This window comes from Agrobacterium sp. Ap1 (assembly GCF_017313375.1).
Classification (GTDB): domain Bacteria; phylum Pseudomonadota; class Alphaproteobacteria; order Rhizobiales; family Rhizobiaceae; genus Neorhizobium; species Neorhizobium cellulosilyticum.
The window spans coordinates 34,798-60,541 of record NZ_JAFLMY010000021.1 but is presented as its reverse complement, the minus strand read 5'-3'; the positions used below and the strand labels follow the sequence as shown (position 1 = coordinate 60,541).

At 58.4% G+C, this 25,744-nt stretch carries 24 protein-coding genes and 1 pseudogene; 20 read left to right on the top strand and 5 right to left on the bottom strand.

Going from position 1 to position 25,744, the window contains the following annotated elements; genetic code table 11:
- Positions 1-568 precede the first annotated feature (568 nt).
- The 4 genes from JZX87_RS25705 to JZX87_RS25690 all read right to left on the bottom strand — a co-directional run bounded on the left by JZX87_RS25705 (position 569) and on the right by JZX87_RS25690 (position 4,501).
- Positions 569-1,318 (bottom strand): GntR family transcriptional regulator, encoded by a 750-nt coding sequence (locus tag JZX87_RS25705; protein ID WP_173998535.1) that lies wholly within the window; start codon positions 1,316-1,318, stop codon positions 569-571.
- A gap of 157 nt (positions 1,319-1,475) precedes the next feature.
- Positions 1,476-2,606 (bottom strand): sugar phosphate isomerase/epimerase family protein, encoded by a 1,131-nt coding sequence (locus JZX87_RS25700; RefSeq protein WP_206828744.1) that lies wholly within the window; start codon positions 2,604-2,606, stop codon positions 1,476-1,478.
- A gap of 101 nt (positions 2,607-2,707) precedes the next feature.
- A complete protein-coding gene (locus JZX87_RS25695) occupies positions 2,708-3,562 on the bottom strand; it encodes an amino acid ABC transporter permease (RefSeq protein ID WP_206828743.1) in 855 nt (284 codons plus the stop codon).
- Between the two features lie 3 nt (positions 3,563-3,565).
- Complete coding sequence (locus JZX87_RS25690) at positions 3,566-4,501, bottom strand: ABC transporter substrate-binding protein (protein ID WP_206828742.1); 936 nt, start codon at positions 4,499-4,501, stop codon at positions 3,566-3,568.
- 530 nt (positions 4,502-5,031) lie between these two features.
- On the opposite strand from JZX87_RS25690, the gene JZX87_RS25685 reads away from it, so the two are divergent.
- From JZX87_RS25685 to JZX87_RS25640, 10 genes are all read left to right on the top strand, one after another.
- On the top strand, positions 5,032-6,249 hold the full coding sequence (locus JZX87_RS25685) for an ABC transporter ATP-binding protein (protein ID WP_502711339.1): 1,218 nt from the start codon (positions 5,032-5,034) through the stop codon (positions 6,247-6,249).
- A gap of 19 nt (positions 6,250-6,268) precedes the next feature.
- Positions 6,269-7,309 (top strand): extracellular solute-binding protein, encoded by a 1,041-nt coding sequence (locus JZX87_RS25680; protein WP_206828740.1) that lies wholly within the window; start codon positions 6,269-6,271, stop codon positions 7,307-7,309.
- Positions 7,310-7,318: 9 nt separating this feature from the next.
- Positions 7,319-8,146: an ABC transporter permease gene (locus JZX87_RS25675; RefSeq protein WP_206828739.1), complete on the top strand. Its 828-nt coding sequence runs from the start codon at positions 7,319-7,321 to the stop codon at positions 8,144-8,146.
- Entirely contained in the window at positions 8,139-8,960 is an 822-nt protein-coding gene (locus JZX87_RS25670) for an ABC transporter permease (RefSeq protein WP_206828738.1), read from the top strand. The genes JZX87_RS25675 and JZX87_RS25670 overlap by 8 nt, the downstream gene beginning before the upstream one ends.
- A 35-nt stretch (positions 8,961-8,995) precedes the next feature.
- The gene (locus JZX87_RS25665) at positions 8,996-10,420 is read left to right on the top strand and encodes a Xaa-Pro peptidase family protein (protein WP_206828737.1); all 1,425 of its coding nucleotides are present in this window, start codon (positions 8,996-8,998) and stop codon (positions 10,418-10,420) included.
- Between the two features lies 1 nt (position 10,421).
- On the top strand, positions 10,422-11,084 hold the full coding sequence (locus JZX87_RS25660) for a flavin reductase family protein (RefSeq protein ID WP_173998444.1): 663 nt from the start codon (positions 10,422-10,424) through the stop codon (positions 11,082-11,084).
- A complete protein-coding gene (locus JZX87_RS25655; RefSeq protein WP_206828736.1) occupies positions 11,081-11,899 on the top strand; it encodes a bifunctional allantoicase/(S)-ureidoglycine aminohydrolase in 819 nt (272 codons plus the stop codon). The genes JZX87_RS25660 and JZX87_RS25655 overlap by 4 nt, the downstream gene beginning before the upstream one ends.
- A 782-nt stretch (positions 11,900-12,681) precedes the next feature.
- The gene (locus JZX87_RS25650; protein ID WP_206828735.1) at positions 12,682-13,518 is read left to right on the top strand and encodes an alpha/beta fold hydrolase; all 837 of its coding nucleotides are present in this window, start codon (positions 12,682-12,684) and stop codon (positions 13,516-13,518) included.
- A 98-nt stretch (positions 13,519-13,616) separates the two neighbouring features.
- The gene (locus tag JZX87_RS25645; RefSeq protein ID WP_206828734.1) at positions 13,617-14,156 is read left to right on the top strand and encodes a RidA family protein; all 540 of its coding nucleotides are present in this window, start codon (positions 13,617-13,619) and stop codon (positions 14,154-14,156) included.
- A 19-nt stretch (positions 14,157-14,175) separates the two neighbouring features.
- Entirely contained in the window at positions 14,176-14,853 is a 678-nt protein-coding gene (locus tag JZX87_RS25640; RefSeq protein ID WP_286195070.1) for a gamma-glutamylcyclotransferase, read from the top strand.
- Positions 14,854-14,872: 19 nt separating this feature from the next.
- Here the strand turns inward: JZX87_RS25640 and JZX87_RS25635 are convergent, their stop codons facing one another.
- Complete coding sequence (locus JZX87_RS25635) at positions 14,873-15,772, bottom strand: LysR family transcriptional regulator (protein ID WP_111795752.1); 900 nt, start codon at positions 15,770-15,772, stop codon at positions 14,873-14,875.
- 141 nt (positions 15,773-15,913) lie between these two features.
- Between JZX87_RS25635 and JZX87_RS25630 the strand changes: the two are divergent.
- The 10 genes and pseudogenes from JZX87_RS25630 to JZX87_RS25585 form a co-directional block, all read left to right on the top strand.
- Positions 15,914-16,494: pseudogene (locus tag JZX87_RS25630) on the top strand (VOC family protein); the annotation flags it as partial.
- A gap of 84 nt (positions 16,495-16,578) precedes the next feature.
- Positions 16,579-17,496 (top strand): LysR family transcriptional regulator, encoded by a 918-nt coding sequence (locus JZX87_RS25625; RefSeq protein WP_206828732.1) that lies wholly within the window; start codon positions 16,579-16,581, stop codon positions 17,494-17,496.
- A 509-nt stretch (positions 17,497-18,005) separates the two neighbouring features.
- Positions 18,006-18,695 carry a hydrolase gene (locus JZX87_RS25620; RefSeq protein WP_206828731.1) on the top strand — a complete coding sequence of 230 codons (690 nt, stop codon included), beginning with the start codon at positions 18,006-18,008 and terminating at the stop codon, positions 18,693-18,695.
- 65 nt (positions 18,696-18,760) lie between these two features.
- On the top strand, positions 18,761-19,048 hold the full coding sequence (locus tag JZX87_RS25615; RefSeq protein ID WP_206828730.1) for a XapX domain-containing protein: 288 nt from the start codon (positions 18,761-18,763) through the stop codon (positions 19,046-19,048).
- Positions 19,048-21,030, top strand: coding sequence for an amidohydrolase (locus tag JZX87_RS25610; protein ID WP_206828729.1), 1,983 nt, complete (start codon positions 19,048-19,050; stop codon positions 21,028-21,030). Before JZX87_RS25615 ends, JZX87_RS25610 begins: the two co-directional genes overlap by 1 nt.
- A gap of 166 nt (positions 21,031-21,196) precedes the next feature.
- A complete protein-coding gene (locus JZX87_RS25605) occupies positions 21,197-21,640 on the top strand; it encodes a DoxX family protein (RefSeq protein WP_206828728.1) in 444 nt (147 codons plus the stop codon).
- The gene (locus JZX87_RS25600; RefSeq protein ID WP_206828727.1) at positions 21,637-23,235 is read left to right on the top strand and encodes an MFS transporter; all 1,599 of its coding nucleotides are present in this window, start codon (positions 21,637-21,639) and stop codon (positions 23,233-23,235) included. The genes JZX87_RS25605 and JZX87_RS25600 overlap by 4 nt, the downstream gene beginning before the upstream one ends.
- 162 nt (positions 23,236-23,397) lie before the next feature.
- Entirely contained in the window at positions 23,398-24,075 is a 678-nt protein-coding gene (locus JZX87_RS25595) for a YoaK family protein (protein ID WP_206828726.1), read from the top strand.
- Between the two features lie 50 nt (positions 24,076-24,125).
- Positions 24,126-24,521: a DUF1622 domain-containing protein gene (locus tag JZX87_RS25590; protein ID WP_206828725.1), complete on the top strand. Its 396-nt coding sequence runs from the start codon at positions 24,126-24,128 to the stop codon at positions 24,519-24,521.
- A gap of 42 nt (positions 24,522-24,563) precedes the next feature.
- Positions 24,564-25,598, top strand: coding sequence for an LLM class flavin-dependent oxidoreductase (locus tag JZX87_RS25585; RefSeq protein WP_206828724.1), 1,035 nt, complete (start codon positions 24,564-24,566; stop codon positions 25,596-25,598).
- Positions 25,599-25,744 lie beyond the last annotated feature (146 nt).

Genomic DNA, 25,744 nt, shown 5'->3' with positions numbered 1-25,744 from the left:
CGCAAGTTGACCCATTCCCGGCCTTGGCCGGAAAGCTCGATGATCAACCGAGCTACACCATTCCATGGGACACGATCGATCTCACACTGCTGCCCCCGCGTGGCTCGCTGCGATACCGAAACGTAAATTTCCGATGACGGCTGTATGCGACACCTTTAGGTCTTGACGGTTCGAACACTCGGCTCGAAGCAGAGCCGCGAGATCGAAGTTGGCGTTTGAGCCTCAAGGCCGCTTCTCACTAAAGCTTATGGCGAGCGAAACTATGCGTCCCTCTTGGGAAAGCTTCCCATTCCCAGCTCAATCTGGCAGGCCGCTGTGATTTCCCGGGGTGCAGACCTGGTACCGACCAGGGGAACGGCCGGGACACTCACGGCGATGCTACTTGTAAGCATCGTAAATTTCGCAGTGGTACTGATCCTGTCTGCATTTTATTTGATCTAAACGGTCGCGGACCATGCACCATCAGAGACGGGTTCCAAAAATGGGCGTAACGATTACCCGATGATTTTGCTTACGTTTTAATTTCTCTGCGGGATCGGCGGTTCGTATCTCTTCAAGACCTGAATGGTCAGGAAAAGTTCTCCAGCACAGCCAAGAAGGTATGACGATCACCCTGGCCCTCGGTCAAGCGCACCCGACCTTCTATATCGGCGAGGTGGTGGTCCATTAACTGCTGTGCTTTTGCCAGATCTTGGGCCTTCAGCGCCGTAACGATCTGGCGGTGGTGGTCAGCGCCGCAATCGTCCTGTTTTTCTTCCTCATAAAGGGCCATGACCAGAGACAGGCGAGCGACGATCTTCGAGAGCATTTCGGTCATAACCGCGTTGCCGCCGAGTTCGGCCAGAACGATGTGGAACTTGCCGGAGAGCACCGTCTTCGACTTCTCATCGCCGTGATGGTGGATATGCTCTTCCTCGTCGGTCAGTTTTTCGAGCGCGTCCAGTTGTTCAGTGGTGGCACGGGCCATGGCGAGCTCGAGGATCGCGTGTTCGATCTTGCGCCGTGACTCAAACAGGGCCTTGGCTTCTTCGATGCCTGGTTCGGCGACGAAGGTGCCGCGGTTTCGCTTGCGCTCCAGCAAATGATCACTCTCCAAGACGCCGAGGGCGCCGCGAACGACGGTGCGGCTTACGCCAAAGTGGTCGGCGATCGCATCTTCGAGGATTTTCGTCCCCGGCTTTAGAGCGCCTTCGCCTATGGCATTGGCGAGCGTTGTGCGAATCCGCTCGGAGACGTCGTCATTGGCGCTTTCAGCCGCATCAGCCGAGGCGTTGGCCTTCGGCGCTGCCTTCGTCGTTTGACGGCGCGTCCTTTTCATGTGGTACTCCAGATGCATGGCGGCCCAAGCCGCTCGATCTAATTATGTTCATAGAAATATTGTTGCGTATATCGCCGTCTGCCAGAAATCCACCCGGTAAAGACGTTATCAGATGTCTATGGCGGCTAGTACCGCCACAGAGTGGGTGAGTGCCGGTTTATGCAGCGTGGCGCTTGGCAGTCGACGGGGAAAGCGCGATGCCCTTCTCCGCGCATAGCCTCTCGATGTAACGAGCCGAGTTCTTGATGAAGGTCACTGTCTCACCATAGCCGTAGGATTGGCGCTCGTAGGTCGGATAGCCGTACTGGCTCGCCTCATACGCTTCCCAATCCGGGATCTCGCCGGATTTCACGCGCGCTTCGAAGGTGTCCACCGTAGCCATGTAGACCTCCAGTTCTTCGGCGTTCAGGTCCGGATGCGCGGCGCGCCAGATCGGGTCATCGATCTGGATGCATTGGCGCGGATTCGCCTTGCGCGGCTTGTCTTCGACAGAGGCTGCGACTTCCAGCGAAAGGTTTAGATCCGGATTTGCCTTGGCAAGGATGGGAAGGATCGTGGGAAAATCCACGATACCCTTGCCGACCGGGCGGGTCTGGAAATCGAGACCTCCGAATGCTCGGCCGACATAGGCGTCTTTGATATGCGTCTGGCGGACGTAAGGCGCGACGCGCTTTGCCGCAAACACCGGATGTTCCCCACGCTGCAGGCCGTTGGCCGTGTCGAACACGACGCCGATACAGTCATCGCCAACTTTCTCGATCAGCCGGAGGATTTCAAAAGAGGTGATTTCATCATGGGTTTCCATGTTGAGGTGGACGCCATTGGCGCGCGCGACGGGAGCAAGCTTCAACAAGATCTTCTCGATGGCCAGCAACTGCTCGTCCCAGGTGATATCGGTGCGAAAGCGGTCATTTGCCAACCTGCCACGGTATTCCGATTTGAAATTGCCCGGTGAGATCCACAGTTCGAGGCATCCGATCGCGGCGCTCGCCTCGATCATCCGGGTGAAGCCCAGAATGATGTCGCCGTCGCCGATCGCCCGGAATTCCGGAGCCTCGGCGCTGCAATAGGGATTGATCTTGCCGACACCGCTTTCGAGGTAAAGCCCAAGCTCGTCGGCTTTCGCCCGGATTTCGCGAAGCGCACCCTTGTCGAGCGTCGGGCTCATGTCGAGAACGGTCGGGAAGAACAGGCCACCAAGACCAAGCTCCTTGACATGGTCGAGGCTTGCCAGCGGCCCGCGCTTCAGGAACTCGGGAAGTTTTTGGCTATCGATACCCAGTCTCATGATGATCTCCTTAGTGTTTCCTGACGGGATGCGCTGCGATGGCGATCCCTGCTTGATTTAATTTTCTTGAAGCTGCGGCCGGCGCTTAGGCCTGCGGATGGTCACTTCTCATTGCTGTTCGAGCGGCCTTTCGGTGCCAGTTTCCGTTCCAGATAATGCTGGCCCACCGAGGCGATTGTGGTGATGCCGAGGTACCAGAGTGATGCGACGCAGAGGAGTTCAATGACCAGGAAGTTGCGGGCATAGATGGCCTGTGCCTGTGTCAGCAGATCCTGCATGCCGATAACCGACACGATGGCACTCGCCTTCAGCATGCCGATCGCCTGGTTGCCGGTCGGCGGGACGATGAGACGGATTGCCTGCGGGAGGACGACAGTCCGCAAGGTCTGGAGTGGTCTGAGGCCCAAAGAGGATGCGGCTTCGCGCTGTCCCCGATCCACGGCTGTCAGACCGCTACGGATGATCTCGCTCATATTAGCCGCCTCGTGCAGGCCGAGCGCCAGAAAGCCTGCAAGGGCGGGTGTCACAATGTCGTTGACCGAGACGGACCAAGAACCGAAGCCGATCTCAGGAATGAAGAGCGCGATGTTGAACCAGAAGAAGATTTGGACGATCAGCGGTACGCCGCGAAACCACCAGACGAAGGCGACGGCGATCGCCTTCAGGACAACGTTCTGGCTGGTCGCCATGATGGCGACGAGGCAACCGATAACGATGCCGGCGGCCATGGCGCCGGCCGTTAGTTCGAGCGTGAGGACGACGCCGTCGAGAATGACGGGGTCGATCATGTAGCGCGGGATTTCACTCCATTGAACGCTTTGATTCCGCCCAATGACCAGAAGCATGAGAGCCAGCGCGATGATCGCGACGGCACCAGTCACGAGCTGCCCGAACCGAACTGTCTTGCCGATCGGAGGAGCCATTGGCATGCTGAGAGACTGTTGGGCGAAAGACATGGCTCAGTCCACCGGCATCGAGGCAGCGTCGTTGAACTTGACGGTCTTCACGGCGAGCGGGCCGAGGCTCCATTTTTCCATGATCGCCTGATAGGCGCCGCTATCGACCATATGTTGGAGTGAGGCGACAACAGTGTCGCGCAGTTCCGGATTGTCCTTGGAGACCAGCATTCCAAGGTAACCGACGGCAAGGCGGACATCCGGCAGCGCCTGCAGGCCGACACCCTTGCCGGTTTGCTTTTCGGTCGTGTAGACGCTGGTTGCGTAGCCGTTGACGGTTGCATCGGCGCGGCCCGTGCGCACCGCCTGCAGGACGTCCGGCATTTTCGGGATGGACATGATCTCGATCGGCGCCGTTTTGCACTTTGCCGATGCTGCGACAACGAGCCTGTTTTGGAAGGTTCCGACCGGCACGGCGACCTTCTTGCCGCAGAGGTCCTCCATGCTCTTGATGCCGAGGGGATTGCCCTTGATCGTCATGATGGTCGTCGCATCATACATGTAGTCGATCACATCGACCTGCTTTTCCAGCTCCACGTCGTCATTGATGCCGGATAGCGTCATGTCGAAACGCTTGGACAGCACGGCCGGAACGATTGCCGCGCCCGCGCCGACATTGGTCATCTGCATATCGACGCCGAGAATGACGCCCAGCGCCGCGGCAAGGTCCGCATCGATGCCGACGAGCTTGCCGGCTTCGTCCTGAAAACTGATCGGCGGCGTCAGGTCCGTCGCAACCTTGATGACCTTCTTGCCCTTGATGGCGGCAGGCAGGCTGTCGGCCAGTTTCTGATTGAAGGCGATGCCCGGAAGCTGGGCCACGTCCGCATCCGGCACCATCTTCACGGGCGCGCCTTCCGCGGCCTGTGCAGTCGATGCGAAGAGCGCGAACGCGATGCCGGCAAGACCGGCTGTGAGAGTTTTCTTGAAGCTATGCATGCGGACCCCTTTTCACATTTCTACGTCGTGAATTTTCAGGATAGTTCGATGCAATCACCATGCCACCTTGGATATAGCATCTGTATGCTGTTGTTTTTCATGTGATATTTTCTCGTCTAAAATATTCAAGGGAATTCGAACCAATTTTCGCATATCCGTGCGAACATACTTTGATGAAAAAATGACCTTTAAGCTACCGCAGGGCCGACCGGACTCGGTTGGCGCTAGCTAATTTACTGATTTTACTCCTCATACTTTGCATACACGAGATCGATGGCACATCCGCGCAAGTGGCGCAAAGCGGTGAAACGGCCCGATTTCTACGCTGACAAGCCGAAATCGGTGCACATCAAATCATCGTTCAGCCGCTAATGATGCACAATTTATAGATTGTTACGTTATGTCGGCGATCCGTTATTATGGATATACGAAACTAGATAAATCAAAAATTTAATATGTTAATCAATTGGTTGATCCATGTTTGACCGTGCTCATTGTAGAGTTGGCACGTTGCTTGCAAATCCTTTGCCATGACCCAGAGCGAACTCAAAATTGCCAATCGAACACATCTCCGCCTGATGGCTGCGAACGCGATGCTCTCGGCAGGTCAGGCGCAACCCGAGGGGATATTCATGCCGCAGGCTTCGAATGCAGCAGAAGGCAGAGAGCTAAGCGTTCGTGGCCTGACCCATAGTTATGGCGGGCTGAATGCGATCAGCGACATTTCTTTCGAGATAAAGGCGGGCGAGATCGTTGCGCTTCTGGGGCCGAGCGGGTGCGGCAAGTCGACGGTGCTGCGCGCCATTGCGGGCCTAATCCAGCCGAAAAGCGGGTTGATCCAGCTTGGCGGCCAGGATCTTGCCAATGTCTCGGCCCGTGCGCGTGGTATCGGCATGGTGTTCCAGAACTACGCGCTGTTCCCACACCTGACGGTGGCCGAGAACATCGCCTATCCGCTCGCCTGCCAAAAGGTGGCGCGCACCGAGCGTCGTGAGCGGGTGGAAGAAATGCTCTCGCTTGTGCAGTTGAAGGGTTTTGGCAACCGGCTGCCGCGCGAGCTTTCCGGCGGCCAGCAGCAGCGCGTGGCGGTGGCCCGCGCGATCGCAGGCCGCCCTTCGCTTCTGCTTCTCGACGAGCCCTTCGGTGCCTTGGACCGGGCGCTGCGTTTCGACCTGCAGGTCGAACTGCTTCATCTGCAGAAGACGCTCGGCATTACCACGCTGATCGTTACCCATGACCAGGAAGAGGCGCAGAGCCTCGCCGGCCGTCTCGTGCTGATGAACAAAGGCAATGTCGAACAGATCGACACGCCGATGGCCGTATATGACCGGCCGAAAACGTTGTTCGTCAATACGTTCATCGGACAGGCCAATGTGCTGCATGGGAAAGTGGACCGCCTGGAGGCTGAGGCAACCACGATCGCGCTTACCAATGGCAAGGCTCTCGTTCTGCCGCGCCGCCTGAATTTTACCACGGGCTCCACGGTCACGATTACCTTCCGTCCGGAGGACGTTCGCCTGTCTGCGACGCCGAGCGCATCGGCGCTGCCGGCGCGGCTGACCGTGTCAGTGCCGCTTGGACCCACCCTCGTCCACGATCTCCTTCTCGAAGACGGTACCAACCTTCGTGCCTCGGAGGTCCGCGGACCTTCGACCTTCATTCCCGAGCCGGGAGCACAGCTCTTTGCCGAGATCGACACCATGAGGTGTCACGCCTTTCCGAGCGAACCGGAAGCATTCCGTGAATAACAACAACAGAGGTGAACAGATGCAGGACTTCAAAATCACACGACGTCATTTCGGACTGCTTGCCGCCGGTGCGGCTGCAGCCGCGACCGTTCCTTTTGCTGCCCGCGCGGCCGGTGGCACTGCTGTCGCCGCGACCTTTCCGGGTAATTGGGAAGACGGTTATCGCAGCGTGCTGACGCCGCTCGTCAAGGCGGCCGGTTTCGATCTGACAGTTGCCCCGGCCATGGCGCAGGATCAGCTTGCCAAGGTCATGGCAAGCCCCGGCAACCCGCCTTACGACACGCTGCTGATGTCGCCCGGCCAGATGGCCGTCGCCGTCGAGAACGACCTTATCCAGAAGATCGACCCGTCGAAGCTGAAGAACTGGGGCATGCTCGATCCGGCATTCCAGGGCGAGTACGGCCCGACCGTGACGGTCGAAGTCAACGGCATTGCCTATAACCCCGATCTCGTTCCGGCACCCAAAGGTTATCGCGATCTCTTCGAAAACTCGGCCTACAAAGGCCTCGTTTCGTGGACCGGCTTTGCCTCCAATACCGGCGTGATGGCCTATACCGAGATCGCCAAGATTTTTGGCTCCGGCCCGACCGACATGGATGCCGTCTTCAAGCTGTTCAAAGACCATCCGGAACACATCAAGGGTGTCGTTGCCAGCACCAACCACCAGATGACACTGTTCCAGCAGGGCGAGATCGCCGTCTTCATGTGCTCGACGGGCAATGTCGCCAAGCTCAAGGCTCTTGGGCTCAAGGCGGAGTTCGTTCAGCCTGAAACCGGCTCGCCGGCCGCTCCCGTCAATATCCACCTAACCAAGGGCGCCAAAAATGTCGATGCAGCTTATGCTTATATGGATGCCGCGATCTCCAAGGCCGCGCAGGACCAGTTGAAGATGCCCCCGCGCGAAATGTTCCCGACCAACAAGGACGTGGAACTGACGACCGGTATTGAAGCCTACGTGAAGCGCGAACAGCTCGCCTCGCTCGTCTATCCGGACTGGGCCGCGATCAACAAGAACCGTGCGGAATGGATCCGCCAGTTCGACGCCCTCGTCGCCGGTTGAGGTAGCGCCATGAAAGCGAGCGGCTTCCCATACGTTATCCCGATGCTTCTGCTGTCGGTGGCGTTCTTTGCGACGCCGCTCGCCGTTCTCGTCGGGTTCAGCTTTATCGGCCCCGACGGCCTGTCACTGCACAACTATGCGCGCTTTCTCGGCGATGCGTTCAACTACCGTGTCCTGATTAACACCGCCAAGCTTGGCCTGCAGACCATCGTCAGCACGACCCTGCTCGGCGTGCCGATCGCGCTTCTCTACTGGCATAGCGGCAAGACCGCCCGCCAGATCATCATTTTCCTGACGCTGATCCCGATGCTGACCAGCAATGTGGTGCGCACCTTTGCCTGGATCGTCATCCTCGGGCGGCAGGGACCGATCAGCGAGACATTTGTGGCGCTTGGACTTGCCGAGCGTCCGTTCTCGCTGATGTCCACCGAACTTGGCCTCGTCATGGCCATGTGTCAGATCGACCTGCCGCTGATCATCCTGCCGCTGGTTGCCATCTTGTCACGCATCCCGATCACCTATACCGAGGCCGCGCAGATTTCGGGCGCCGGCCCCTGGCGCATTCTCGTCACGGTTCTGTTGCCGATGATGCTGCCCGGCCTTTTGGCGGGATGGATCCTTGTCTTCGCCAGCACCAGCGCGTCCTTCGTCACCCAGGCCGTCATCGGCGGTGCTCGCAATGTCTATGTACCGCAACTGATCTACCGCGAGGTTGGTACGCTGTTCGACTGGCCGATGGCCTCGGCGATCGCCGTGGTGCTCCTGTTGTCGACCGGCATCCTGCTTGTCGCCATGACCATGATTTCTCGTCACCGGAGGCTCGTCGGCCATGCGTAACCACTCCGAAAACCCGCTCCCCGCTTTTCTCTACAAGGCATTCGTCTTCGGCTTCGGCGGCCTGAGCCTGATCTATCTGGTGGCCCCGATCGTCATTGCTATCACCATGTCCTTCACAGCTGGACAGACGCTCAAATATCCGCCCGAGGGCTTTTCGCTCCGCTGGTACGAAGCTCTGCTCGACCCGCTCCGCTCCAGCACGGAACATATCGCGGCCGGCAATTCGCTGAAGATCGCGGGCCTTGCGGTCCTTGGCTCGTTGCTCGTTGCCGTGCCCGCCACGATCGGCATGGCACGGATGCGGCGCCGTTCAGTCAACACGATCGAACCGCTGCTTCTCGCCCCGTTGGTGCTGCCGAGCCTCGTTTATGGTCTCGCAGCTCTGATCGTCGCCAATTTCGTCGGCTTTCAGCCGTCGCTCTGGCTCACCGTCGTTGGCCATGTCGTGGTGTTCGGGCCGCTGATGTATCGTGCCGCCTCTGTCGTTGCGCAGGGCATCAATCCCTCGCTGGCGGAAGCCTCGACGGTGATGGGGGCGACCTGGGTAACGACGCTCAGGCGCGTGATCCTGCCCTTGCTGACCCCCGGCATTCTCGCCGGTGCCTTTCTCGTGTTCATCCAGTCGCTCGACAACGTCTCCGTCTCGCTTTTCCTCGCCGACGCGCAAACGACCGTTCTGCCGCTTCGGATGTTCGCGCTGATCGAGGAATCGCTCGACGTGCGCGTGGCCGCGATGTCGGGAATTCTGATCGGGCTGACGCTGGTGGTGATGCTGGTGGCAAGGCGGGTGCTGGCGCCATCCAAACAGGCCTGATCCCTTATAAAAATACTTCTGGAAGGAATACCCAATTGAACATGAACACGACCAAGGCGGGCGCCTATCGCATCGGATCACTGCTCGCCGATTTTCAGCCGGATTTCGATTTTGCAGCACCCTTGCCTTTGCCGGTCGAGGAATTCGAGGATCGTCTGCGCCGTATCCGCCGTCAGGCGGTGGAGGCGGGGCATGACGCGCTGCTCGTCCATACCGGTGGCGTCGGCTGGTTCCACACGTCGAACCACTACCTGCGTTATATCTGCGACTGGATGCGAGAGGGCGTGCTAATCATCCCGACGGATGTCGACAAACCGATGGTCCTTCTGTCCTTCTTCACCCAGTCCGTGCTTCTGCCACCGGGCGGCGAGCCGGTGCTGGTCGAGGATATCTGGCAGATCGGCCCGATCGGTCGTGAATATGCGGATCGTTCGGGCGACAGCGTCATCAAGACGGCGGAAAAATGCGCCGAACTGCTGGCCGGAATGGGGCTTTCCAAGGCGCAGATCGGGCGTATCGGCGACCGGACCTCACTGACCTTCTGGGCAGGGCTAGATGAGTTGATGCCGAAGGTGAAATTCGTTGCCGACAATGCCATTCTCGACCGGATGCAGAAGGTGCGCTCGCCGCGCGAGATCGAGATGTTCCGCGCTGCCGCCCAGCTCATCAGCATCGCCACACAGGCGGCCTATCATGTGGCAAAACCGGGCGTGACTGACCACGAGATCTATGCTGCCTTCACCCAGGCGCAACTCTCTTTCGGCGGCGAGACCGGTGACGGTTACCAGATCGGTATCAACGAATTCGGCACCCATTGCGGCAAGCCATACGGCCATGTCGTGCGACCGGGAGACCTGATCAATCTCTATGTGTCCAACATCACCTATCGCGGCTATACCGCACAAACCGCCCGCATGATTGCCGTCGGCGAGATCACCAAGCGGCAGGAAGAGGTGCTGGCTGCCTGCACCGAGGGCGTCAAGCGCGCCGAAAAGCTGATCCGGCCGGGTGCGTTGATGCGAGACGTCAACAATGCCGCTTTCGAGCCGATGATCGAGCGCGGCATGCTGTCTTCGCCTGAGGCGCGCACCATGCCCTATAACTGGGCTCCGATGGACGATGGCAGCGCTCGCCTGATCCCGCGTCAGTATGTGAAGAACATCGACTGGGAAGCCCAGGGCCGCACCTTGATGCATGTCTATCCGGCGACCCATGGGCCGCATAACCCCAATCTCGGTCATTCCGTCGGCATGGCCGGCGGGCAAAACAGCTTCAACATCTCTTCCCACAACTATGACCGTATGGAGGAGGGCATGGTGTTCGTGCTGCACACGCAGTGGCTGGAACCGCTGTCGGCCGGCTGTAATGTCGGGGACATGTATGTCGTCACCAGAGACGGGTTCGAGAACCTGTCGCGCCACACCCCGCTTGAAACCCACCGTACCGCTGTTGAGGCCTGAAATGATCGACCATACCCATTTCGATTTCGCCAAGCTCACCGAGCGCGAACGCTACAAGATCTTGATCGGCACAGTCATCCCACGGCCGATCGCGCTGGTGACGACCGTCAGCAAGGACGGGCAACCGAACGCCGGCCCCTTCAGTTTCTTCAATGTGCTGACCCATGATCCGGCAATCGTCGCGATCGGCGTCGAGAATTATTCCGACATGCGCTTCAAGGACACCGCCCGCAATATCCGCGAGACCGGCGAGTTCACCGTCCACATCTGCGACAATGCGCTGGTCGACCAGATGGAAGTCTGCGCCATCAAGTTCGGCCCTGAAGTGGACGAGATGGAAGAAGCAGGCCTTGCAACCGTACCGGGCCAGATGGTGAAAAGCCCGCGCATTTTGGCCGCGCCTGCCGCCCTGGAATGCCGTCGCCACACAACGCTTCAGGTCGGTCCGGCACGCGAGATCATTCTTGGTGAAGTCGTCGGCGTGTTCGTTCGCAGTGATGCCGTCAACGCGTCGAACCTGCATATCGACCAGCAACTCATGGATGCCGTCGGTCGTATGGGCGGACATACCTATACCCGCACCCGCGATCAGTTCGACATAAAGACGTTGACGCCACAGGAATGGGAAAACCGTCAGGGCGGTTCAAAGGCAGCTGCCGAATGACAAATGGCCGGTATTTCTCGCAGGTCGGCGGCTTGCCGCCACAGACGCAGACGCTTACCAGCAAGGCCGTGTTCACCACCGCCTATGCGGTAATCCCGAAGACCGTGATGAGCGACATCGTCACCAGCGTCCTGCCGCATTGGGAAAAGACGCGCGCCTGGATCATCTCGCGCCCCTTGAGCGGCTTTGCCGAGACCTTCGCGCAATATATCGTGGAAGTGGCGCCAGGCGGCGGCAGCATGAAGCCGGAGCCGGATGCCCGCGCGCAGGCCGCGATCTTCGTGGTCGAGGGCGAAGGCACGATTACTTACGACGGCAAGGACCGTCCGCTACGCACCGGCTCCTTTACTTATATCCCGGCTGGCGGTCAATGGATGCTGAAAAATGACAGTGCTGCGCCGCTTCGTTTCCACTGGGTACGCAAAGTGTTCAAGATCGTCGAAGGTTTTAAGGCACCGCCGGCGGTCTTCATCCATGAGGACGAATGCACGCTCGACTGGATGCCAGATACCAACGAGTGCTGGGGCACGACCCGCTTTCTCGATCCGAACGATGTTCGTTATGATTTCCATCTGAATATCGTGACGTTCGAGCCAGGCGCCAGCATTCCGTTCATGGAAACCCATATCATGGAGCACGGGCTCTATGTGCTGGAAGGCAAGGCCGTCTACCGGCTGAACGAGGACTGGGTCGAGGTCGAAGCCGGCGATTACATGTGGCTGCGCGCCTACTGCCCGCAGGCTTGCTATGCCGGCGGCCCGGGCCGTTTCCGCTACCTGCTCTACAAGGACGTCAACCGTCACCCGGATCTGTAAGTTCTTGATAAATGATAGATGTGGTGGCGAAGGGTGAGCGGGGCGTAGGTTCGTATCCGCTCAAGAGCATAAAAATCTAGTCTCTATCGCTGCCTTACGTTGCGGCTGCTCCGGTGAGCATTGCAATAATGCGACACAATATCTCTTTTTCGCGTTTGGTTGACATGCCTGACATCACCGCGGATCACATCAACAAACTCCTAGTGGCGTTTGCATCTGGCGATTCTACAGTGGTGCGGGGGCTCCGATCGGGAAAAGCCCGGGCATTCCTTCAACGGCAATTAGTTCCGGTTCAAATGATCGATATAGGGTTCGCTGGGCTGAGAGACATCGATACTGCCGACGAACTCGTGTCTGCAGGCGGCAGGATCAGGGCGAACGAGATGTCCGGTTAGGATAGGCAACCGACAATTCGATTTTCCGAACTAAGACATCTACCGGTAACGGTTCCATATCCAATCAAGCAGAAGCCCGTCACCTCGCAATGTGGCGGCCGGCGGAACCTACTATTTCAAAACAGGCAATAAATTCGAAATTATTCCCGCAATTGTGAGCGGATGCATCTGACGGCAATATCAAGCCGTCAGACGAACACAGCGTCGCCTGAAGTATTCAATCACGGAATCGCAGGACGCGAGATGACCCCGAACATTTATTCCATGACACGCAGAGCCGCGATGCTTTCCGCAGGCGCCGCCGCCGCGGCCGTCGCGATCTCTCCTACCTTCAGCTTTGCAGCCGATGCTGCTCGCTCCACAACCTCAATCGAAGGAAACATGACAATGGCATATGTAACCACCAAGGACGGCGTCGAAATCTTCTATAAGGACTGGGGCCCGAAGGACGCCCAGCCGATCGTTTTCCATCATGGCTGGCCGCTGTCGTCGGACGACTGGGATGCGCAGATGCTGTTCTTCCTCTCCAAGGGTTATCGCGTTGTAGCCCATGACCGCCGTGGCCATGGCCGCTCCGCCCAGGTTGCCGACGGTCACGACATGGACCATTACGCAGCCGACGCATTCGCCGTCGTCGAGGCGCTGGGCCTGAAGAACGCCATTCATATCGGCCACTCCACCGGCGGCGGCGAAGTCGCCCGTTATGTCGCCAAGCACGGCGAACCGGCCGGCCGCGTTGCCAAGGCCGTTCTGGTCTCCGCCGTTCCGCCGATCATGGTCAAGACCGCCGCAAACCCGGAAGGTCTGCCGATGGAAGTCTTCGACGGTTTCCGTTCGGCACTTGCCGCCAACCGCGCACAGTTCTTCCGCGATGTTCCCGCTGGCCCCTTCTACGGCTTCAACCGCGATGGCGCCAAGGTGCAGGAAGGCGTGATCCAGAATTGGTGGCGTCAGGGCATGATGGGCGGCGCAAAGGCCCATTATGACGGCATCAAGGCTTTCTCCGAAACCGACCAGACGGAAGACCTGAAGGCGATCACCGTGCCGACGCTGGTCCTGCACGGCGAAGACGACCAGATTGTTCCGATCGCCGACTCGGCTCACAAGTCGGTGAAGCTTCTGAAAAACGGCACACTGAAGACCTATCCCGGCTTCTCGCACGGCATGCTGACCGTCAATGCCGACGTGCTGAACGCCGATCTGCTGGCCTTCGTACAGGCTTGATCGGCGCTGGCGACGGGTGCGGCCTCCCACGCATCCGTCGCCAATCAAGCCACAACATTGATATCCGGTTAGGCCTCTTCCAGCTTCAGGAAACCATCATGACAGACAGTAAATCTTCCAAGCAAGTCGCCAACCTCAGCGTCGCCTGGGAACGTGCATTCGGTTACGTGCAGGCCGTGAAGGTCAAGGACACGATCTACATTTCGGGACAGTTGAGCCACGATTCCGAGGGCAAGCTTATCGCCCCGGCGACACTCGACGAAAATGGTCGACCAGCCGATTTTTCGCAGATGGAAGCGCAGATCCGTCAGACCTATGTCAACGCCAAGACGCTGCTTGCCGAGTACGGGGCAACCCTCGACGATGTTGTTGAAGAAACTCTTTTCGTTCTCGATGTCCCGAGTGCGTTTGCGGCAGGTTCCAAGGTCCGCAAGGAGATGTACGGAACGGACATGCCGCCGGTCGCCAGCAACCTGATCGGGGTGACCGCGCTGGCTTTTCCGGAACAGATCGTCGAGATCACGTTTCGCGCCGTGATCGACCGTACCCAATCAATGAAACAGAATGCGCCGGGCGAAACGTTGTCCGGCGGCATCCTCGTATACAGGTTACACGATGCTCAAGACTCCCAGACCTAAGTCACGTGCGCCCGTCGCCATGCAACTGACCTCTGACCTTGTTGCAAGAACACTCAGGGACGTCGAAGACGAAGGTCCCGAGCCCAACTGGACACCGATCTCGGCTGGGCAACTCGATGAACTCGTCAGCCGTGTCGAGCAGGAGGCCGGCGACGAGGAAATCTGGGTGTTCGCTTACGGATCTCTGATGTGGAATCCAGGGTTCGATGTGTCTGCCAGCCAGGAAGCTGTCGCCTACGGATGGCACCGTGCCTTCTCATTGCGAATAGAGCGGCTTAGGGCCACGTCGGATGCGCCGGGCCTCATGCTGGCGCTTCGTCCGGGAGGGAGTTGTACTGGCCTCATCCTCAAGCTTCCGTGTGCGACCAAGAAGCAGGATCTGCGTACTCTTCTGGCCCGCGAGATCCGATACTCCGAGGTGTGCGACATGGTTCGATGGATCACGGTCAGGACCGCTACAGGCACACGCCGCGCCCTGACGTTCTGGGCAAGCACGAAACAATCCGAGCTCACAGAGAAAATCCCACTCGACGATGCGGCGTTAATGATTTCTCAGGCATGCGGACCAGCCGGATCGTGTGCGGAATATCTGCATCGAACGGTGTCGGATCTGGTGGATCGCAACATCCACGATCGAAACTTGTGGCAACTTCAGGAAATGGTCGCCACCAAGCTTCGCACGATGCCTGAAGACTGAGCCCGTCCTCGGAGACGCCTCAGTCCAGCATCACCATGTGGGCCGCAACCTGTTCCTCGAAGAACTTCGAGAACGATGCGATCCGGGGCGGAAGCGCCTGATAGGGGGGATAGAACAAAGTCAGCCACAAGTCCGGTGGTGCCCATCCCTTGAAAACATGGATGAGGCGACCGCTCCTGATGTGATCGGCAATGTTGAACCCCGGTAGCAGTGCAACGCCTGCGCCATCGGCCGCCATGTCCGCCAGGACCTCGCCGCTGTTGGCACTAAATGCCCGGCCCGCCGAGATGTTCATGCTCGAGCCGCCATCAGACAGAACCCAGTTCTCGCGACGGCTTTCACCACTATAGGCAAGGCAGTCATCCGGGTGCAGCTCGTTCGGATGCTGCATCTCGGCGAAACGGCTGCCCGGCGCTGCCACGAGGATGCGCGGTACCTTTCGAATCTTGCGCCAGATCGTGAACTTGTCGGACGGTTGCGACGAGATGCGGATGGCAAGATCGTAGTCATCATCAACGATATTCACCAAGCCGTCGGATAGCGAGATCTCGAAGCTCATCTTCGGATAGCGTTCCTTGAACCCCGAGAGGATCGGCGGCAGCACGGTCTTGCCGAACCATGTCGGCGCACTGATCCGAAGCCGTCCTTCGTCACTTTTGTGCGCATTCATGACTTCGCGACGTGCGTCTTCCAGCGTTTTGACAGCAGGCTGGATCTGCGCCGCAAAGATTGCCCCATCTGTCGTCAGCGACACCTGCCGCGTGGTGCGAACGAAAAGCTGAACGCCGAGCTCCGCCTCGAGTGCTGCGATGGCGCGGGTGACGGCCGCGGGCGTCATGTCCAGTTCTCGGGCGACCTGGGCGAAATTCCGCTTCTCTGCGGCAAGAAGGAAGGTGCGGAGGGCTTTGTAATCGTTCATGTCATTATTTCGTTAAATGCAACTCAGTCGAAATTAATATTGCAATTCCGACAGGCGAGCAACTGGCGTAGTTTCATTTCAACAGATTACATATCGCCAGGAAGGGTACGTGATGCAGTCCCTTGATATCCTTGATCATGACGATGCATGGGGCCGGATGGAGACGGCCTTGCTTTGATCGAATCTGCTGACGATGCGCGGGCTCCATGGCTCGCTGATGGCATCCCGGCCGATGTCGCCATTCGCGGTTTCGCCGGGGCTCGCTTCAGCCTCCATGAAACCGCCGCAACGGAAGAGCTTCTCGGCTTCATGGGATATCAGCGCGCCGAGAAGCAGGGGATGTAACGCGGTTCATCATTCCCGGCGGCAACGGGGCTGACACGATCGAACTGGCGGAACTGCCTAAAACCGCTTTTGCCCGCCAAGGCGCAGGCTCGGTCCACCATATTGCCTTCGCTGTCGACAACCGCGAAAAACAGCTCGAAGTACGCAAGGCTTTGATGGACACTGGATATCAGGTTACCCCGGTCATCGACCGCGATTATTTCTGGGCGATCTACTTTCGCACGCCGGGCGGTATCCTGTTCGAGGTAGCCACGAACGAACCGGGTTTCAATCGCGACGAGGATACTGCACATCTCGGAGAAGCACTGAAGCTGCCGAGCCGATACGAGGAATTCCGGGACCAGATCCAGGCCAACCTCGTGCCGCTGGCTGCCTGACAAATCGAGTCAGACTTGTAGCCTTTGCAAGCATTAATTGAGTTCGAGACGACTGCTTGCGCGAGTTTCGATGGAGCAACGCCAATGGATCAATTGGGAGCGATCAGAGCCTTTGTTCGCGTCGTCGAGGCGGGATCTTTTGCAAAGGCGGCAGACACAATGGGGGCGCCGCGATCGACCGTCAGTAAGCTTGTTCAGGATCTTGAGAGGAGCTTGGGCCTTAAGCTCCTTGAGCGCACGACACGATCGATCAGCGTAACCTCTGAAGGCAACGCCTACTACGAGCGCGCCATTCGTCTGGTTGCCGATTTCGACGACATGAACAACGAAGCCACGCGCGGGCGCATGGCGACAAAGGGCAAGCTTCGGGTTGACGTCGGAGGCACCTTCGCCAATGCGATTCTCATCCCCCGGTTACCGGAATTTTACGCACTTTACCCCGAAATCGAGTTGCATCTTGGTGTAACGGAACGTCAGGCCGACATCGTCGAAGAGGGGATAGATTGCGTCATACGAGCCGGCGATGTACCCGGCGCATCTATTGTTGCGAGGAAGTTATGCAGTGTTGAGATCGTGACCTGCGCGACCCCAGGATATCTCGAACAACATGGCGTGCCTGCTTCTCCCTCGGATCTGGAACAAGGTCATTTTTTTGTACAGTATTTCTTCGCACGCAGTCTGAAGCCGGCACCCGTTCGCCTGATGAAAGGCGAGGAAAAATTAGAGATCTATACCCCGATCAAGCTCTCCACCAGTGACGCAACAGCGCATCTGCATGGGATACTGGCTGGGCTGGGCATAGGACAGACATTTGAATTCCTGGCACGACCCTACATCGCTCGGGGCGACCTGGTTCCCGTCATGCACGACTGGGCGCCGCCACGTTATCCAGTTCACATCGTAAGACCAGCAGGGCGGTTTCCAAGCGTAAAATACCAGGTCTTCGCAGACTGGGTTGCAGGCGTGTTTTCCCACTACGACCATGGTTCAGGCGCCTCCTAGGGCTTTATCCATATTCATGGATAGCATCTCCATAGTCGCGGGCTTCTCCAGTCTCTCGTTTGAAGCTATTCCCCGCCGATGTGAGCAATTTGTTGAAAGAGCGCGCCGGGAAAGAGGTCTCTGCCTCCTGGTGTAGGGACATGGCCCGGGTGTCGTTGATGTCGACCTCTAGCGTGGAATTGGAGTTTGTCGAAGGTCATCGGAAGGCGGCGCAAACGCTATCGGGCGAGCGGCCTGCCCGAAGGAAATCCCCCCGAGAGAATCTATTCAGCGAACGGCGGTTTCGTCAGAGCGCGATCCACGATCCACACGCATATCGTGGCACTCGGAGATTGTTGCGCTCAAGTCAATTCATTCGCAATTAATATTGCAATTCCGGGAAGGCGGTCATCGCGCTAGTTTTCCTTTCAGCGGCCGAAGCAAGAAACAACGCACTTCGATATCGGCTCCTCAAGACGCACTCATAACCAGCCGCATTCGCGGTCCAAACAACCGAAAAGGAAAATACCATGTCGAAGCTCCAAGTCCTGACCCCGGCAAACAGCCAGCTCATTTTCATCGATCAGCAGCCGCAGATGGCATTCGGCGTGCAGTCGATCGACCGTCAAACGCTCAAGAATAATGTCGTCGGTCTTGCCAAGGCAGCGAAAATATTCGACATCCCCACCACGATCACCACCGTCGAAACCGATAGCTTTTCCGGCAACACGTTTCCTGAATTGTTGGCGGTGTATCCGGAGAACGATATCCTCGAGCGCACCTCGATGAACTCCTGGGATGACCAGAACGTGCGTGACGCACTGGCGAAAAATGCCGCCAATGGTCGCAAAAAGATCGTTGTCGCAGGTCTGTGGACAGAAGTATGCAACACGACCTTCGCGCTGTCAGCCCTCCATGATGTAGCGGATTACGAGATCTACATGGTCGCCGACGCATCTGGCGGTACCTCCCTCGAAGCCCACAATCGCGCCATGGATCGCATGGTGCAGGCAGGTGTCATTCCGGTGACATGGCAGCAGGTTCTGCTCGAGTGGCAGCGCGATTGGGCCCGTAAGGAAACCTATGATGCGGTCACCACCTTGGTGAAGGAGCACTCCGGCGCTTACGGCATGGGTATCGATTACGCCTATACCCATGTTCACAAAGCTCCCGAGCGCGTGAGCCACGGCAAGCGCATCGGTCCGAACCCCGCCAAGTAAGGATCTGACCAGACCACTCCGATAGCCCCGTCGGAGCGGTCTTTCCGCAATCGTGGAGATATCCCATGAAAGTCTATCTACTGTCTCTCGGCGCTGGTCTTCTCGTCGGCATCGTCTACAGCCTTCTGAACGTCCGCTCGCCTGCACCGCCTGTCATCGCACTGGTTGGTCTTCTCGGCATTCTCGTCGGCGAACAGATCATTCCGCTCGCCAAGACTTTATGGAGCAAGGAGCCGGCGGCCGTCTCGTGGATCCATCAGATCAAGCCGCACATGTTCGGCCACATGCCGAAGGGGGGTGACCAGATGAACGTTGCTCATCGTGACGAAACCATCTCGCAGAAGAGGGGCTGATGACCACGCGCCGCACCTTTCTGGGGGGAGCGTCTAGTCTGGCGTTCTCGAACCTCTTCGCAACTGCTAATGCCGCCGATCACAAACAGACCGGAGTAGACACGATGCATCCCGACCTGATCCTTCATAACGGCCGCTTCACCACACTTGACCGGAGCAACCCGAACGCAACCGCCGTCGCTATCAAGGACGGCGTTTTCCAGGAAGTCGGCACGGACAGCGTGATCATGGCGCTGGCCGGATCCGACACGAAGATCGTCGATCTCAAGGGAAAGCGCGTTCTTCCGGGTTTGATCGACAACCACACCCACGTCGTGCGCGGTGGCCTGAACTACAATATGGAACTGCGCTGGGACGGCGTTCGATCACTGGCCGATGCCATGGACATGCTCAAGCGTCAGGTGGCGATCACGCCCGCGCCGCAATGGGTGCGCGTCGTCGGTGGCTTCACCGAACATCAGTTCGCCGAAAAGCGTCTGCCGACGATCGAGGAGATCAATGCGGTCGCGCCAGATACCCCAGTATTTCTGTTGCACCTCTATGACCGCGCGCTCTTGAACGGCGCTGCACTCCGCGCCGTCGGCTACACCCGCGACACACCCAACCCGCCGGGTGGCGAGATCACCCGCGATGCCAACGGCAACCCGACGGGCCTGCTGCTCGCCACGCCAAATGCAGGTATCCTGTATTCGACGCTCGGAAAGGGGCCAAAGCTTCCGTTCGATTACCAGGTCAACTCGACCCGCCACTTCATGCGCGAACTGAACCGCCTTGGAATCACCGGTGTGATCGACGCGGGCGGTGGCTCTCAGAACTACCCCGACGATTACGAGGTGATCCAGAAGCTCTCGGACGAGAACCAGATGACGGTTCGTCTGGCCTATAACCTCTTCACTCAGAAGCCGAAGGAAGAAAAGCAGGACTTCCTCAACTGGACGCAGTCAGTCAAATACAAACAGGGCAACGACTACTTCCGCCACAACGGCGCGGGCGAGATGCTGGTCTTCTCGGCCGCCGACTTCGAGGATTTCCGCCAGCCACGCCCGGAAATGGCGCCGGAAATGGAAGGCGAGCTGGAAGAGGTCGTGCGGGTTCTGGCGGAAAACCGCTGGCCCTGGCGCATGCACGCCACCTATGACGAGACCATCTCGCGCTCCCTCGATGTCTTCGAGAAGGTCAACAAGGATATTCCCCTCGAAGGCCTCAACTGGTTCTTCGACCATGCGGAAACCATCTCGGAACGCTCGATCGACCGCATCGCAGCGCTTGGCGGCGGCATCGCCACCCAGCATCGCATGGCCTATCAGGGCGAATATTTCGTCGAGCGTTACGGACACGGCGTTGCCGAAGCCACGCCGCCGATCCGCCGCATGCTCGACAAGGGCGTCAACGTTTCGGCCGGCACGGATGCCACCCGCGTCGCTTCCTATAACCCGTGGGTGTCGCTCTCCTGGATGGTGACCGGCAAGACTGTCGGCGGCATGCAGCTTTATCCGCGCGCCAATTGCCTCGACCGCGAAACCGCGCTGCGCATGTGGACCGAAAAGGTCACCTGGTTCTCCAACGAAGAGGGCAAGAAGGGCCGCATCGAAAAGGGCCAGTTCGCCGATCTCGTCGTGCCGGACAAGGACTTCTTCTCCTGCGCCGAGGACGAGATCTCGTTCCTGACCTCCGAGTTGACCATGGTCGGCGGCAAGATCGTCTACGGCGCCGGTGATTTTGCAGCACTCGACGAAAGCAATATTCCGCCTGCCATGCCGGACTGGTCGCCGGTGCTCAAGTTCGGTGGTTACGCCGCCTGGGGCGAGCCGGAAGGGGCTGGCGCGCGTTCTCTAAGGCGCACGGCGATCTCGACCTGTGGCTGCGCCAGCGATTGCGGCGTGCATGGTCACGACCATGCGGGAGCCTGGACATCGAAACTGCCGATCGCAGATCTCAAGGGCTTCTTCGGCGCACTCGGGTGCTCCTGCTGGGCGGTCTAATTCCTAAATCGCACGGGTGGCTACACCCGTGCGATCTTATTTATTGTTTCAAATAGCGCAATTAAATCGAAAATATTGCTGCAATTGTAGGCGAAGCGGCAATCCGCCAATATCGCTCCATCAAATGCAGCCGATCAATCAGACCGGCGAACCAGCAGGAGCAGATATGACGTACCAGGCACAGACATCAAATTCGTTTCGGAGCAATCTGGGGCGCATCATCGGTTCTCCGGTCACGCGAACAGTATCGCTGCTCGCGCTCTGCGCCGCTTACATCCAGGGTCCGCTTACCAAGATTTTTGACTTCAATGGCGCGCTCGCTGAGATGGACCACTTCGGTCTTCATCCCACCGCCTTCTTTGCCGTCGCCGTGATCGCTTTTGAATTGACGGCTTCCGCCATGGTGGTCTCAGGCTTGCTGCGTTGGGCAGGAGCCCTTGCGCTTGCGGGCTTTACGCTTCTCGCAACGCTCATCGCTCTTCGTTTCTGGGAAATGGCTCCCGGCATGGACCGCATGATGGCCACCAACGCTTTCTTCGAACACATCGGTCTCGCCGGTGCATTCATCTACGTTGCTGCGGCCGACCTTGCGAAGGGAGCGGGCAAATGAGCACCACGAAAACATCCGGTGGCACCTTTGCCCCTCTCGCGCAGCCAGTCTTCGCGGTCATCTGGATAGCGACCGTTCTGGGTAACACCGGCAGCTTCATGCGCGATGTCGCCAGCTCCTGGCTGATGACGGACCTGTCGGCGTCGCCAGCGGCGGTCGCTATGGTACAGGCGGCAGGTACCCTGCCGATCTTTCTGCTCGCCATCCCTGCAGGCGTTCTGACCGACATACTGGATCGCCGCAAGTTCCTGATTGCAGTCCAACTCCTGCTAGCATCCGTGAGCATCTCGCTCATGGTGTTATCTCAAACAGGCATGCTCTCTGTCAGCGCCCTGATCGGTCTGACCTTCCTTGGCGGAATCGGCGCTGCCTTGATGGGACCAACCTGGCAGGCGATCGTGCCGGAGTTGGTAAAGCGTGAGGACGTCAAAAGCGCCGTTGCCCTCAATTCGCTCGGCATCAACATCGCCCGTTCCATCGGACCTGCCGCTGGCGGCTTGCTTCTGGCGGCTTTCGGAGCCGGGATCACCTACGGGGCCGACGTTGCGAGCTACATTTTTGTCATCGCAGCGCTCGTGTGGTGGCCGCGTGCGAAGAATGCCAACGACGCTTTGCAGGAGAATTTTTTCGGGGCATTCCGCGCGGGCCTTCGTTATACCCGTTCGAGCAGGCCGCTGCATGTCGTCCTTCTGCGGGCAGCGATCTTTTTCGCTTTCGCCAGTGCGGTCTGGGCGCTTCTTCCGCTCGTAGCCCGGCAACTGCTCGGTGGTGATGCCAGCTTCTACGGTATCCTTCTCGGTGCGGTTGGTGCGGGTGCCATCGGCGGTGCGCTGGTCATGCCGAAGCTGCGCGAACGACTGAGCGCCGACGGCCTTCTTCTCGGCGCTGCATTGATCACCGCAGCCGTCATGGGCATCCTGTCTCTCGCCCCGCCGAAAGCTGTCGCTATCATCGCGCTTCTTTTCCTCGGTGGCGCATGGATTACCGCTCTCACCACGCTCAACGGTGCGGCGCAGGCTGTCTTGCCCAACTGGGTGCGGGGTCGTGGCCTTGCCGTCTACCTGACCGTGTTCAACGGCGCGATGACGGCTGGTAGCCTAGGATGGGGTGCCGTTGGTTCGGCCGTCGGAATCCAGGCGACGTTGATCATCGGTGCAGCCGGATTGCTGATCGCGGGCTTCATCATGCACCGTATCAAGCTTCCCGCAGGCGATGCCGACATGGTGCCGTCCAACCATTGGCCGGAACCGCTTGTCGCCGAGCCTGTTGCTCATGATCGTGGCCCGGTTCTCATCCTGATCGAATACAAGGTCGAGAAGCATAACCGCAGCGCCTTCCTGCATGCGATCGATCATCTCTCCAAGGAACGCCGCCGCGATGGTGCCTATGGCTGGGGTGTGACCGAAGACAGTGCTGATCCGGAAAAGATCGTCGAATGGTTCATGGTGGAATCCTGGGCCGAGCATCTTCGCCAGCACAAGCGGGTTTCCAATGCCGATGCCGACTTGCAGGGCAAGGTCCTGACCTACCATGTTGGACCAGAAAAGCCGGTCGTTCGTCACTTCCTGACCATCAATCGGCCGGGTGCGGCTTAACGAAAACACTAAAGAAGGGCGGCCATGGCCGCCCTTTTCATTATGTCGCTCAGTGCAATTAAGTCGAAACAATTAATGCAATTTTGTGCGCCGACGGGCTGAGCTAGAAAAAAGCTCACTCGCATAAACAACATCGCGGCAGCAGCCAAAGGGATCAACATCATGAAACTTCCTTCACTTCCTACTCTCCTGAGCTTCAATGGCGGGTATGTCGATACACTCGGTTTCCTGTCGCTTTCCGGTCTGTTCACCGCACATGTCACAGGTAATTTCGTGACGCTCGGCGCCACCATGGCGCATGGTCTCGATGGCGCATGGTCCAAACTCTTGGCACTCCCGATGTTTTGCGTGATCGTTTTTGTGTCCCGGCTGGCCTGCCTGAAAATACAGGGCACGGGCCGTTCTCCCATCCGACCGATGCTGGTCGTCAAGCTGCTCCTGCTTGTGGCGGTTGCCGCCATGTCCTTCGTGTACGGCCCCTTCAACGGTGACCACAGCAAGATCACCCTTGCGGTCGCGCTGATCCTCGTGTCGGCGATGGCGATCCAGAACGGCCTTCACAAGGCACATTTGGCGAAAGCACCGCCATCAACTCTGATGACCGGGACCACGACGCAGATCATGCTCGATCTGGCCGACATCCTCGCCAACCCGAAATCCGATGAAATCGCTGCGGCCAAGGCGCGGGTCAAGAAGATGGGAGCCGCCGTAATCACCTTCGCCGCGGGCTGTGGCATCGGCGCTGCAGGGTTCATGTTCGCGCCTTTTTTGGCGTTCAGCCTTCCGGCAATTCTCGCAATCGTCGCTCTGTTCGCAAGCAGCGCCGCTGCTGAATCCTGAAACCGGTAAAATGTCGCCCCACTGAACCTTGTTCTCGAAAGGATACCGATATGGATATCGGCCACGATGCAGGCGGTCTATCCAATCTGATTGCGCCTGTCCTCAAACCTATGGCGATCGGCCTCGAGTTCTTCGGCGTAGGGGTGATCCTCGTCGGAGTCGTTATCGCAACGATAGCATATGGGCGCGACCTCATTTCGGTCGGTAGCCGGGAAGCCTACGAGCAATACCGTGCCAATCTCGGTCGGGGCATCTTGCTTGGACTGGAAATCCTGATCGGCGCAGACATCATCGCCACGATCATTTCACCGCTGACCTGGGAGAGCGTCGGTCTTCTCGGCCTGATCGTTCTTATCCGGACGTTCCTGAGCTTCTCCCTGGAAGCCGAAATCGACGGCCGGTGGCCATGGACCAAGAACTCGAAACCGACGGGGCACTCGCGCTGACAGGCGTGACGTGAGCCCCATTGCATTTGATTGGAATATACCATGACAAAATCACTCGAATTCGGCCTCGATACATTTGGTGACGTAACAACCGGAACCGATGGCGAGTTGCTTCCCCTGCCGCAGGTGATCCGTAACGTCGTTGAAGAGGCGGTTCTTGCCGACCAGAACGGCATCGACTTCTTCGGTGTTGGTGAGCATCATCGCAAGGATTTCGCGGTATCTGCCCCAGAGGTAGTTCTGGCTGCAATTGCGGCCCGCACAAGTCGAATTCGGCTTGGTTCGGCCGTGACTGTATTGAGCTCCGACGATCCGATCCGCGTGTTCCAGCGTTTCTCGACGCTTGATGCGATATCCAACGGACGAGCCGAGGTCATTCTCGGCCGAGGCTCTTTCATCGAGTCTTTCCCGCTCTTCGGCTACGACCTTTCGAAATATGAAGAGCTATTCGAAGAGAAGCTCGATCTTTTCTCCGAGATCGTCTCGAACGATGTCGTCAACTATTCCGGAGAATGGCGTGCGCCGCTCGAAGATCAGCGCATTTACCCTCCTATCGGCGAGGGTCGGCTCAAGAGCTGGATCGGCGTGGGTGGTAGCCCGGAATCTGTTATTCGTGCGGTGCGCCATGACATGAACCTGATGCTGGCGATCATCGGTGGCGATCCTGCCCGCTTTGCGCCTTATGTCGAGCTTTACAAAAAAGCATCCGAGCAGGCTGGGCGAACTGCTGGCGATATCGGCGTCCATTCTCCGGGATACGTCGCCGAGAGCGACGAGCAGGCCCGCCGTGACCTGTTCCCGCATTTCAAGAAAATCCGTGATCGTCTGGGCAAAGAGCGCGGTTGGCCGCCTGTAACGGAGAGGGATTTCGAACACGAGATCGAGCATGGTTCGCTATATGCCGGCTCCCCGCAGACTGTTGCCGACAAGATTGCCAACACTGCCAAAACGCTTGGCATTTCACGGTTCCAGATGAAATATTCAGCGGGCCCAATGGGACATGCTAATCTCATGAAGAGCATTGAGCTCTATGGCACGAAGGTAGCGCCACTGGTCCGTACTCTCATCGCGAGTTGATGTCTGGCTAAACGCTCAAACGCGAAAAAAGTCAGTGATCTTGCAGGTCATCGATCTGTAGGTCATTCACAAAGTTGAGCTTTGCATCGAGTGGCCGAGAGTTCGAATCCTGTCAAGAGATGAAGACTCCCCCTGCGCCAACGGGT